This window comes from Porphyromonas sp. COT-108 OH1349, assembly GCF_000768755.1.
Classification (GTDB): Bacteria; Bacteroidota; Bacteroidia; order Bacteroidales; family Porphyromonadaceae; genus Porphyromonas_A; species Porphyromonas_A canoris.
The window spans coordinates 156,733-168,770 of the sequence record NZ_JRAH01000013.1; the positions used below are offsets into that span (position 1 = coordinate 156,733).

Below are 12,038 nucleotides of genomic sequence, written 5' to 3' on the forward strand. Positions count from 1 at the left end.
AAGATCTGTTTTTTGATGAAAAGAGATCCCTGTAATCGTATCACGATACCCCTAAAGCAGGTCAAAATCTTTACTCTGAATGGTATAAAGTGCAGTAGTCGGAAAAATATTTTTACCTTTGTCTTGTACAAAATATCGTAAATAACGAGAGACAACCATCCCAATACGAGTAAAATATGAAGACATACGATGACGACGAAATGGTCAATTACATCTTGACTCATGCCACTTCCGAGGAGTTGCGACAGTTGGATGATGACAAGATCATCTATCTTACCGATTTGGTGGATGAGTTTTTGGAGTCTCGCGGTTACTTTGACGAAGAGGATCCGGATCTTGAAGCGCTGGAGGATATTCTCTCTTTGAAGAATACGGAGTTGTACGATTTTGTTGTTAAAAACATAAAGAGGGACGACTTTGAAGACTTCTCCCTCTCTCCCGAATCATTTAAAGAGTTTTTGGCTTTGGACGATGATTATCGGGATACACTCGAAGACGAGGAGTAACAGATAGAAGAAAAATAGCCCCGAAGAGCCATCTCTTCGGTATTTGATAATCCTAAAAGCGAATATAAAGCATGAAAAATCTGAAATCTATTGTAGGCGTATCCTGCCTTGCTACGGCTCTGATGTTTAGCGGTTGTGGCGCAAATAATATGGTGAAAGGTACAAGTATTGGCTCCGGAGCCGGTGCAGCTGTTGGTGCGGGCATTGGTAAAGTTGCCGGGAACACGGGTGTAGGTGCCATCATCGGCGCTGTCGTCGGCGGTGTTGCGGGTGGACTTATCGGCAAGCAGATGGATAAGCAAAAGAAAGAGCTGGAACAGGTGATACCTGAAGCAAAGGTAGAGACCGTGAACAACGGGGAAGCGATCCGCGTTACATTCGATAGCGGCATTCTGTTTCCTACCAACTCCAGCACTCTTAACGCTGCATCCAAGACTGCCCTTACCCGTTTTGCTGCCAACATGAAAGAGCACCCCGATACCGATATACGTATTGTGGGACATACCGATAATACAGGTAGAGCGGAGTATAATCAGAAACTTTCCGAAAAGCGTGCACTAAGTGTGTTCAACTTTTTGGTGTCTCAAGGTATCGCTTCCGGTCGTATCAACTCTTACGGAGTAGGACTGACTCAACCGATTGCCGATAACAGCACAGTGGAAGGTCGCGCTCAAAACCGTCGTGTAGAGGTGTTTATCCTCCCTAATGCAAAGATGATCGAAGAAGCGAAGAGTGGAAAACTATAATCTCCCGTTCCGACCATTAGAATAGATAAAAGGCTGTGATGAAAGGGCAAACCTTCATTACAGCCTTTTTTGTCGTGTTTATCAGACTTCAAAGAAATTTGTGAGTCTATGAATAATATCACTCAAATTCATAGCTTTGGGTGAAATCTAATCTCTCATTACTATAACATATAAGTGCTCAATAAGTTTTTTCATACTTATTTCCTTCTCCGATTTATTATATCCCCAAGTAAAAAAAGTAACCTTTACCGACTTCTTATCTTCGGCCCACTTAACACTTCCTGGCTCAATGACAATCCAATGAAACCTGGATAAGGATAACAGATTAGAACTACCAGTGATCATTTTAGCATCTATGAGAAAGAAAGATCTCTTTCTTTTTCGGAATGCCTCTAAAATTGCTCTTTTATGAGTCTTTGCTGATTCTATCCGTCCAACGCTCAGTCTTTGCCGTATGTGTTCACCCGGGTATATTCGCTTTAACCAGTATACTATGTCCCTGGGAGGAGTATAGCAAGCCCTCCAGTCGGAAGTCTCGTGCAATTCCTTGAGCAACTTATTTCTCATTTCTCGCATCGAAGCTAAAAGCATCCAGTCAATTGCAGGTAATGTTTCCCTTTTACTTCTTTTTAATTTTGCACTTGGACGCAGGTACAATCCTTTCACAGGACATTCTCCTGCTTCATAAAGAGAAATGATAGCAGTGAGATAAGTTATGGGATCTGACTTAAAAAGGTCATAAGCGATGGCGGCGGGTCCGCAAAGTGCAGTTTTTCCCTGATAAGGGTAGAATCTTTGAAGAATTTTTGTTGAGGAGTCCCACGTTGATAATATCTTATATTCATCCTGAGATATCTCACTGCGAAAAAACCTTGCTTTTAGTTCCAAGTAGATTTGCTTTCTGCTGTAGTGCCTCCATACGCGACTGGACATTTCAGGTTTATTTGCAAAATGTTCAAGGATCTTTTTTATTCTCTTTTCGGAGCTCTCGCTTGACTCTGAAAAAGGAGTCTCCAATGTAAATGAAAGTTCATATTTTGCCCCATCTCCACTCAGTGTACATGTCGATTCTCCTGAATTGGCGTATGGAGTTATCTTGACCTTATTAATGTAATCGTGTCCATCATACCATGTTCCTTTGTCCAGATCCCAAACTTCTATTTGAATGTAGCTCTCAAAATCGAATTTGTCGTTTAGCCAGATAGTCTCCCCCTTTTTAATATTTTTTGCAACACGAATTCTAAAAGGATCTCTGCCGTCAATAACAATTTTCAATGATGGTTCGTCTCCATCTTTTCCATAGTCTTCTGGTATAATGCATTTTAAATAATTTAACTTTATTGTGCTCATAATAAAAAGTTTGTGGTTAAATATAATTATACTCTTGGTTTATATTGATGTTTTACATAATTGTTTAGCCATCTGTGTTTAGTTGAACTATCTTATTTTCTTTATAGTTAAGTGTCTGTAAATAATGTCTTCCTACGAAATAAGTTTTGCGTGGTGTTAAAAACTTAATTTTTTACTTGTTTTTCAAAAGTAGTGGTTTTTTCTGTATAAAACAAGTGATAGATTTAGAGGATAAGAAAATACTTCATTTCTTTCTCTAATAGTGATAATATGCTTTTGAAATGTAAGATAAATAAGTCGGTACTTTTTATATAAAAATGGAGAGCAGTTTTGAGGGCTTCTCAGGTGGAATTTTGAGGTGAATTTTCCATTTTTGAGGAAGTCGTTTTGAGGTAACTCTTTTGTCTGCAAATTGATATGACGAAATCGCGAATTTGGGAAAATTTTTTTCTCAGTCCGTTTGATGGGGCTTTTTCGCGTTAATAGGTGTGAATTTTAATGCCTATATTTGTGAATGTTTCCTAATAAAGAAATTTGCCTTTTCGTGGTCATTTTAGGCCAAAAATACTTAATGGCTTGATATTTAGTGCTTTGTCTGTTTTGGCTGAATACTTTAATTGAATCCGGTAAACGTATTAAATGAAATCGGTAAACGTGTTCATTGAAAAATTAAACACGTTAAGCCGAAAGAATATGCTCGTTTACCGTTTTGGGTAAACAGGTATCGGAATTTGTGTTAATAAAACGGGGTGATTTAACAAATTCGGCACCCCTCCGGAAACACCACCTCCGATCAAAATAGAGAGACCGAAAAAAGTAGGCATTTTTCGGTATGGAATATATAAAAACGCGCTTCGGGAAGCTCGCTTTTTTGTGGTTGATTTCAGATAAAAACGGGCTATCCGAAAGTGTGATCGGATAGCCCGTTATAGGATGTTGCCTTTCGGTATTTGGAATGTCTGTTTTGCTTCGATTGTGTGAAGCATCGCACCGTATATGGGGAGCCTTTTCTCCCGAAACGGCAAGAGTGCGTTGTTTAGGAGAGGAGCTTCTTTACCACTTCGGAGAGAACCTTTCCATCCACTTGTCCGGCGAGTCGTTTGGATGCTTCACCCATGACACGTCCCATGCCTTTCATGTCTGCCACTCCGAGTTCGGCTATGAGGGCTTTCACGTGTGCTTCTATCTCCTCTATGGAGAGCTGCTTGGGGAGAAACTCTTGCAGTACAGCAAGCTGTGCTTCTTCCTCTTGTGCGAGATCTTCTCTGCCTTGTGTACGGTAGATCTCTGCACTTTCGGTGCGTTGTTTGGCAAGCTTTGCCACGATTTTGGTGGCGGCTTCGTCTGTCAGTTCACCGTCCGAACCTTTGGCGGTTTTTGCTTCCAAAAACTCTTTCTTGACGGCTCTGAGTGCTTCGAGACGCACTTTATCTTTAGCAAGCATGGCGGATTTGATGCCATCGCTTATGGTGTCGAATAGGCTCATATATCTCTTATATATATTATATGTATGTGTTAATTGTTTCGTTGTGTCGGGGTCGGGGTTTACTTCTTTCCGAATGTGATGACGTCCGAATCCCACTCACGATCGTTATCGTGCTCTTTGTTCTCTTCCGTTTGTCCTTTGTCCGAAGTGCCGGATGCGGATGATGCAGAGCCGGAAGCTGCTGTCTCTCCCTCCTTTATGCCTCCATCGGATGACTGACCTGCCGTTGCTCCCTCTTTCGGAGTGCGAAAACGCTCGATCATAGAGTCTACACGGCGCAGAGTCGGAGTGTCTTGGATAAAGGAGATGAAGATATCGTTGTCCAGCTCTTCCTCTTCAAAGATGACAGACTTCGGCTTGCTCGCCAGAACAATGCTGTCTCCCATCGCCTGCTTGTAGTACTCGCGGATGCGGTTGAGGTCTTTTTCGTTCGTGATGTTCGGCTTCGCATCTTTGAGGCTAAAGCCTGAGGCAAGGATGATAACCTTGACCTTGTCTCCGAGAGACTCGTCCAAGCCGTAGCCCCATATCCATCCGTAGCGTCCTTTGAGCCTTCCCGTAAACTCTCCTATCTGCTCTTGGATGGCATCCATCTGCGGTGCGCTCTCTTTGGAGAAAGAGACATGCAGAAGGATTCGACCTGCTTCGGCAACATTCGCAGAGTTGAGAAGGGGAGAGTTCAAAGCGGCATCTATCGCCTCTATCACCGCATTTTTGCCGGAACCATACCCATGACTCACGATAGCAACGCCGCCATTGCTGAGCGTTGTATGAATATCCGCAAAGTCGAGATTGACGATGTCGTCGCGAGTGATGACGTCCGAAATTGAGCGTGTGGCTATTGTGAGCGTATCATCAGCCTTATCCAAGGCGTTCATGATGTTGAGATCGGAGTAGACGAAACGGAGTAGCTCGTTGTTGATGACCAGCATCGCGTCTATGTTTTTACTCATCTCGTCAAGTCCGTCCAACGCTTTCAGGATTTTCTCTTGTCCCTCAAAAAGGAACGGAATGGTAACGATCCCCACGGTGAGGATACCCATCTCTTTGGCGATGCGAGCCACGACGGGAGCAGCTCCTGTACCTGTTCCGCCACCCATCCCGGCAGTAATAAATGCCATGCGAGTGCCGTCATTGAGAGCTCTGCGAATCTCTTCTTCGCTCTCTTCTGCGGCTTCTTTTGCCACTTCAGGCTTATCTCCGGCTCCAAGTCCGCGCGTCCGATTTTCTCCTATACAGAGTTTGTGTGGGATGCTACAGCGTTGGAGGTGTTGCCGGTCTGTATTACATAGAAGATAGGTGATGTGCTCTATGCCCTCTTTATACATATGATTGACGGCATTTCCACCGCCTCCTCCCACACCTATCACCTTTATGATGGGGGAGGTATTGGAAATGGTGTCTCCGTTTATATCGAGTAGATTATCTGTAGTTGTCATAAGCTATAATCTTCTAATACATTAATTTTCGGTTTCGTCCGGAGGTGTTATGATGTCCATAAAGCTCTTTGCCCAACCCATAAAGCCTCCTTTCTTCTTCTGCTTCTGTGCGGAGGAGGTGGTGTCTCTTGTCGGTTCCGGCTCCGGTTCTATCTCTTCTATCGGTTCGTCGAACTCTATCTTCTGAGCTTGCGGTGTCGTCTCTGTGGCGTAGCTCTCTTCCGGCTCTTCTTTTTCCTGTGCTCCCTGCGGCTCTACCGCTACCTCTTTTATCTCTGTCGGCTTTGCCACGGGGCGTGGCTCTATACACTCTTCGTACGCTTTACTGATAAGAGCATAGAGCAGATGCAGATGAGGCTTTGCGATATAGGCTCTGTTGGCAGGGCTTACCTGGAGATGTTGGCTCAAGGTAGAGGCTTCGTGTACGTTTGCACCCAGTGCATCGGATAGCATCTTAGTGAGTCCGGTAAGCTGGGAAGCTCCTCCCGTGATGATTATATCGCCTCCTATCTCACCTTTATTGATCATCTCCCAAAGGTGATACCGGATGTTGTCCACGATCTCCTGTGTACGCGCTTCGATGTATTTGTCTATCTCATACTTGCTGATCTGCTTGGTGGAGAGCTTGTCTCGTGTATTGACCTCTACAAAAGTCTTATCTCCATAAACCGGTTGGCACGTTCCCACGGAGCATTTGACCCTCTCTGCCTCTGACGGAGTGATGTGTAGCGAAGTGATGTCTTGTGTTATGTTTTGACCTCCAAGCGGTATCACTCTGACGCCTTGCAGCAATCCGTTCTTGTAAACACAGATTGTGGTGCTGCCTCCACCGAGATCGATGAGCACGCACCCCAGCTTCTTATTGTCGTTTGTCAGGAAGATGTCGGAGAGTATAAGCGGTGAGATTTCGATGTTACAGATCTCATAAGGGAGTTTATTGGTGAGCACCGATATGAGGTTGTGCTTCTTTTGCGGCTTGGCAAGCAGAAGACGGAAGCGGGCATCCAGCTTCATCGCCTGCACTCCTACCGGATCGGAAGTGTATTGGCTGTTGACATAATACTCCGGAGACTCTATCATGAGAAGCTCGTAACCGGTAAGCTCGAAAGAGGAGGCTTGTTGGCGAAGCTGTTCGACATCTTCATCCGTGATTTCGTGAGGCGAATCGAACGTGATCGATTCTAAATGTTGTGCCGTCCTAAGGCTTTGTCCTCCTATCCCGGCGTACACTCGCGAGACCTTTTTTCCTGTAAGGCGTTCGAGCGTATTGAGAAGAGACTGGACTTTCAATGCTGTGGTTTCGAGGTTGAATATTGTTCCGCGAAGAATGCAGCCATCGGTGGGTTCTTCTGCATTGGCTAAGATATTTATGGTGTATGCTCCTCCTTCAAAACGCTTGGTTGCGATAGCCCCTTTTATAGAGGAGGAGCCGAAGTCTATTACCGCTACGGTTATGTTTTTATTCTCCATGAGAGGTCTGTTTTGATGTGATACAAAAATACATTTTTTTCGCTTAAATGGAAAGAAAAACAGCCTCTCCCGACCCTTTTTTTACATACACACATAACTCCCTAAGAATAAACAGGAAATAGATTGTTATATCAGAAAAAATCTATACCTTTGCAGCCGTGCTGAGTGGCACGGATAATCAACATAATGTCCAACTCACTAAAGCTTAATTTTAATTTTTAGTTAATGAACAAATCTTACAAAGACGTGAAGCCCTTAGAGGACTTCAACTGGGAACAATTCGAGGAAGGCTCAATTATTTCCGAACAACCAAAAGAAGAAGTTGAAAAAGCTTACGACAACACCCTTAGCGCCGTTAAAGAGCAAGAGATTGTTGTAGGTCGTGTAAGCTCTATCAACAAAAGAGAAGTAGTCGTGAATATCGGCTACAAGAGCGAAGGCGTGGTGCCTTATGCAGAGTTCCGTTACAATCCGGACCTAAAAGAGGGCGACGAAGTAGAAGTCCTTATCGAAAGCCAAGAAGACAAGAAGGGTCAGCTTGTACTTTCACACAAGAAAGCTTGCGCAGTACGTTCTTGGGAGCGTGTGAACAAAGCTTTGGAGAACGACGAAATTGTGAAGGGTTATGTAATGTCTCGTACTCGTGGTGGTATGATCGTAGAAATCTTCGGTATCGAATCTTTCTTGCCGGGATCTCAAATAGACGTGAAGCCGATCCGCGATTTCGATGTTTACGTAGGCAAAACAATGGAGTTCAAGATCGTGAAGATCAATCAAGAGTTCAAGAACGTTGTGGTTTCTCACAAGGCTCTTATCGAAGCAGAACTCGAACAACAGAAGAAAGCAATCATATCTACGCTTGAAAAAGGTCAGATTCTTGAAGGTGTGGTTAAGAATATCACCACATACGGTGCATTTATCGACCTTGGCGGTGTAGATGGTTTAGTACATATCACAGACCTTTCTTGGGGTCGTGTAAACCATCCTGAAGAAGTGGTACAGCTTGATCAAAAGATCAACGTGGTTATCCTTGACTTCGATGATGAAAAGAAACGTATCGCTCTTGGTCTTAAACAACTCACTCCACATCCATGGGATAACCTTGATGCAAACTTGCAAGTGGGCGACAAGGTTAAGGGTAAAGTGGTTGTGATGGCAGATTACGGTGCATTTGTAGAAATAGCTCCGGGCGTGGAAGGTCTTGTTCACGTATCTGAAATGTCTTGGACACAACACTTGCGCAGCGCACAAGAGTTCTTGAAAGTAGGCGATGAGATCGAAGCCGTAGTGCTTACTCTCGACCGTGAAGAACGTAAGATGTCTCTTGGTATCAAGCAACTTAAGCCGGATCCATGGGCTGACATCGAAGAGAAATTCCCTGTAGGCTCACAACATACAGCTAAGGTTCGCAACTTTACCAACTTCGGCGTATTTGTTGAGTTTGAAAACGGTGTAGATGGTCTTATCCACATCTCCGATCTATCTTGGACAAAGAAGATCAAACACCCAAGCGAATTTACTCAGATCGGTGCTCCTATAGAAGTGAAAGTACTTGAAATCGACAAGGAAAACCGCCGTCTCAGCCTTGGTCACAAGCAATTGGAAGAGAACCCATGGGATGTATTCGATACAGTATTCACTGTCGGTTCTATCCACGAAGGCGTAATCACAGAAATGATAGAGAAGGGTGCAGTAGTAGCTCTACAATATGGTGTAGAAGGTTTTGCTACTCCAAAGCATCTTGTAAAAGAAGATGGTACACAAGCTCAAGTGGACGAGAAACTTCCATTCAAGGTTATCGAGTTCAACAAGGACGCTCGTCGCATCTTCCTTTCTCACAGCCGTATCTTTGAAGATGAGCAAAAGAAGGCTCGTCAAGAAGCATCTAAGGAACGCCGTGAAGCTAAGAAGGCAGAACAAGCACCTGCATTCACAGCTACAGCTACCACAGTAGAAAAATCTACTCTTGGTGATCTTGAAGAGCTCGCAGCTCTTCGCGAAAAGATGTTAGGCGGTAACGAAGAATAATCTTAGATTATACATCATACTAAAAGCCCGGTGAAAGCAATTTCATCGGGCTTTTGTTTTACCTTCTATATCCCTGCATCTTTTGCAGAGGAATCTCCTTCCCTCTTTCCCGTTTCAGGATCAAGAGTTTTGATAAAGCCATTTGAAAATCGGGTTATTCACTTTAATTTCTTTTTCTAAACCTGTTCGGAAGAGGAAATCAAGGCTTGAAAACTGCATGGCAAGGCTTGACTTCCACTTTTCAAGTCTTGGTTGCCACTAATCGAGCCTTGAATCTTAAATCTTTACGGGTTTACTTCCACTTTTGAACGGGTTAAACTCTTTTTGTGAACAGGTTAAAGGCAAAAAAAGAACGACCAAGAGGGAGGCTTTGCCGTGTGCAGAGGGCAGAACAGCCCCATTGAAATATTTCCGTACCTTTACACGGAAAACAGACTATCACTTATCCATGACAAAAACAACGGCATACGCTCCTCAGTGCGTCTCGTTAGGTCCGGGAGATCCTAACCTTCTTACGCTTGGTGCACTAAGGATACTTCAAGAGGCAGATGTTATCTTCTGTCCGGCTACCATTAGAGAGAGTTCCGTCACATCACGTGCAAGAGACATCATACTCGCTGTCGGCATAGAGGAGAGCAAGCTGAGACTGTTTCATGTACCCATGAGCAAAGACCGCTCGAAGGCTATGGTTGCTTACGCAGAGGTTGCCGGGGAGATATTCCAAGCCGTTCAGAAAGGTCTCCGAACCGCATTCGTGGCGGAGGGGGACTCCTGTTTCTACTCCTCCGTACACTATATATCCGATATTCTATTGGAGCATCACGGCTTGTCCGCAACGCATACCGCCGGTGTCCCTGCCTTTATTGCTTGCGGCTCTTTGGCAGGTATTCATATCGTGAAGCAGGATGAACCACTCTCCGTTTATCCTTCCAATGTTACACCGGAACAGATAGAGAAAGATCTCTCGGAGCATAAAACCGTGGTGCTGATGAAGGTCTCCCAGCAGCAACAGACGCTTCAGACTCTGCTGCAAAACCGTCCCGATCTCTCGTGGCACTACTTTGAGAATGTCGGGGTATCGGGCAAAGAGTACTACACGACAGATAAGAGCATCATAGCCGAAAGGGAAGTGCCTTACTTTTCTATCCTGATCCTTCGCAATGAGTGAACCTGCAATACTTGTAATAGGAGGGACAACGGAAGGCAAGATAGCCGCCAAGGTGTGCGACGAAGCCGCAAAACCTTACTTCTACTCCACGAAAAACCGTTCGGGCGAAGTGGAATGCGCTCACGGCATACGCCTTACGGGCGGATTGGATGAAGAGAGTATGCCCCGTTTTTGCAGGGATAACGGTGTGGCTCTTATCATAGATGCGGCTCATCCTTTTGCCTTGAATGTCCATGCCAATATCGGCAGGACGGCAGAGCTGTTGCCGGATATTTCGACCATTCGTATGGAACGTTCGTTTCCGCAAGTGGATTCACGCATCATTCCGTTCGATAGTTATCAGGATGCCATTGCCTATCTTTTCGAGCAGGACATCACTTCGCTGCTTGCTCTTACGGGCGTCAATACGATAGCAAAGCTGAAAGATTATTGGACGAAACACACTTGCGTTTTCCGGATAATGCGGAGAGAGGAGTCGCTGGAGAGTGTCAAGGCAAACGACTTTCCACTCGAACAGATTGTCTTCTATGACGATGAGCAGGACGATGAAGCTCTTTTCAAGAAAGTGCAGCCGCAGGCAATCATCACCAAAGAGAGCGGTGAGAGCGGAGGTTTTGCCGATAAGGTGAGTGTGGCACTACGCATGGGAATACCGGTGTTGGTGATACGCCGTCCGCCTCTGCCCTATAATCCTACGGAGACAGTCTATGGACCTCACGGACTGAGAAAGAAGATCGAAGCTCTTCTACCTTCATTTTTCCCTCAAAAAACCGGATTCACCACAGGCTCATGCGCTACGGCTGCCACGAAAGCAGCCATCACAACGCTTCTTACAGGCGAAGAGCAGGAGACAAGTGAGATTTTACTGCCCAACGGAGAGCCGGTAACTCTCCCCATTGCATCTACCGGTGTGGAGAGCGATGGCGGTATCATCTGTTGTGTGATAAAGCAGGCAGGAGACGACCCCGATATTACCGATGGTCTGGAGATCTGTTCGTCTGTTTCGTGGAGCAGGGATGTGCCGAAGGGAGAAGTGAGATTTCTAAATGGCGAAGGTGTCGGCGTGGTTACGCTTCCGGGTTTGGGGCTTGAGATCGGAGGGCCTGCCGTGAATGCCACTCCTCGAAAGATGATGACGGCAGAGGTGTTGCGCACGCTCGACCATTACGGCTACCACCCGGATATGGGCATCAACATCAGAGTCTCGGTACCTAAAGGACGAGAGACGGCAGGCAAGACCTTCAACCCTCGTCTCGGTATAGAGGGCGGAATATCCATACTCGGCTCGTCCGGTATAGTGAAACCTTTCTCCACGGAAGCGTTTATAGCCTCTATCAAGAGAGAGGCTCAGGTCTCCAAAGCAGTAGGTGTAACTCATCTTGTGATCAACTCCGGAGCAAAGAGCGAAAGGTATCTGAAAGCGCTCTACCCCGATTCCCTCCCTCAGGCATTCGTACAGTATGGCAACTTTATAGGTGAGACGCTGAAGATTGCAGAGGATTTGGCATTCGAACAGGTTACGCTCTGCGTGATGATAGGTAAGGCTGTCAAACTGGCTGAAGGTGCTCTGGATACGCACAGTAAGAAAGGCGTGATGAACAAAACCTTTTTGCAGGAAGTGGCAAAGGAGTCGGGATGCTCTTCGGAGACCATCCGGCAGATCGGAGAGATCACTTTGGCGCGCCAGCTTTGGGAGATTGTCCCGGCAGCGGAGCGTCTATTCTTCGACAGACTGATCTCTTTATGCCGCCGGCACTGCTCGTCTCTGTTTACGCATGGAGCTTTTCATATATTGCTGATGGACGATGAGGGCAATGTTCATCGCTCTTCTGTCTGAACTCTTTT

9 protein-coding genes are annotated in these 12,038 nt (G+C 45.4%); 5 read left to right on the forward strand and 4 right to left on the reverse strand.

Features of this window, described 5'->3' with window-relative positions; all coding sequences use genetic code 11:
- Positions 1-176: 176 nt before the first annotated feature.
- Positions 177-506, forward strand: coding sequence for a hypothetical protein (locus JT26_RS10100; RefSeq protein ID WP_052079426.1), 330 nt, complete (start codon positions 177-179; stop codon positions 504-506).
- A gap of 71 nt (positions 507-577) precedes the next feature.
- Entirely contained in the window at positions 578-1,252 is a 675-nt protein-coding gene (locus JT26_RS02640; protein WP_036845740.1) for an OmpA family protein, read from the forward strand.
- A 147-nt stretch (positions 1,253-1,399) separates the two neighbouring features.
- On the opposite strand, the gene JT26_RS02645 is transcribed toward JT26_RS02640, so the two are convergent.
- The 4 genes from JT26_RS02645 to ftsA form a co-directional block, all read right to left on the reverse strand.
- Positions 1,400-2,602 carry a hypothetical protein gene (locus JT26_RS02645; protein ID WP_036845741.1) on the reverse strand — a complete coding sequence of 401 codons (1,203 nt, stop codon included), beginning with the start codon at positions 2,600-2,602 and terminating at the stop codon, positions 1,400-1,402.
- 1,036 nt (positions 2,603-3,638) lie between these two features.
- Complete coding sequence (locus JT26_RS02650; protein ID WP_036845742.1) at positions 3,639-4,088, reverse strand: GatB/YqeY domain-containing protein; 450 nt, start codon at positions 4,086-4,088, stop codon at positions 3,639-3,641.
- 59 nt (positions 4,089-4,147) lie between these two features.
- Entirely contained in the window at positions 4,148-5,527 is a 1,380-nt protein-coding gene (gene ftsZ, locus JT26_RS02655; protein WP_052110307.1) for a cell division protein FtsZ, read from the reverse strand.
- A gap of 21 nt (positions 5,528-5,548) precedes the next feature.
- Positions 5,549-6,997 (reverse strand): cell division protein FtsA, encoded by a 1,449-nt coding sequence (gene ftsA / locus JT26_RS02660; RefSeq protein WP_036845743.1) that lies wholly within the window; start codon positions 6,995-6,997, stop codon positions 5,549-5,551.
- 225 nt (positions 6,998-7,222) lie between these two features.
- On the opposite strand from ftsA, the gene rpsA reads away from it, so the two are divergent.
- From rpsA to cbiD, 3 genes are all read left to right on the forward strand, one after another.
- Entirely contained in the window at positions 7,223-9,025 is a 1,803-nt protein-coding gene (gene rpsA, locus JT26_RS02665) for a 30S ribosomal protein S1 (RefSeq protein WP_036791675.1), read from the forward strand.
- 448 nt (positions 9,026-9,473) lie between these two features.
- Positions 9,474-10,193, forward strand: a complete 720-nt coding sequence (gene cobI, locus JT26_RS02670; RefSeq protein WP_036845746.1) for a precorrin-2 C(20)-methyltransferase — start codon at positions 9,474-9,476, stop codon at positions 10,191-10,193.
- Positions 10,186-12,030: a cobalt-precorrin-5B (C(1))-methyltransferase CbiD gene (gene cbiD / locus JT26_RS02675; protein WP_036845749.1), complete on the forward strand. Its 1,845-nt coding sequence runs from the start codon at positions 10,186-10,188 to the stop codon at positions 12,028-12,030. Before cobI ends, cbiD begins: the two co-directional genes overlap by 8 nt.
- Positions 12,031-12,038 lie beyond the last annotated feature (8 nt).

Coding starts and splice junctions, on each gene's coding strand:
- JT26_RS10100 (WP_052079426.1), top strand. CDS start 177: ATGAAGACATACGATGACGACGAAATGGTCAATTACATCTTGACTCAT.
- JT26_RS02640 (WP_036845740.1), top strand. CDS start 578: ATGAAAAATCTGAAATCTATTGTAGGCGTATCCTGCCTTGCTACGGCT.
- JT26_RS02645 (WP_036845741.1), bottom strand. CDS start 2,602: ATGAGCACAATAAAGTTAAATTATTTAAAATGCATTATACCAGAAGAC.
- JT26_RS02650 (WP_036845742.1), bottom strand. CDS start 4,088: ATGAGCCTATTCGACACCATAAGCGATGGCATCAAATCCGCCATGCTT.
- ftsZ (WP_052110307.1), bottom strand. CDS start 5,527: ATGACAACTACAGATAATCTACTCGATATAAACGGAGACACCATTTCC.
- ftsA (WP_036845743.1), bottom strand. CDS start 6,997: ATGGAGAATAAAAACATAACCGTAGCGGTAATAGACTTCGGCTCCTCC.
- rpsA (WP_036791675.1), top strand. CDS start 7,223: ATGAACAAATCTTACAAAGACGTGAAGCCCTTAGAGGACTTCAACTGG.
- cobI (WP_036845746.1), top strand. CDS start 9,474: ATGACAAAAACAACGGCATACGCTCCTCAGTGCGTCTCGTTAGGTCCG.
- cbiD (WP_036845749.1), top strand. CDS start 10,186: ATGAGTGAACCTGCAATACTTGTAATAGGAGGGACAACGGAAGGCAAG.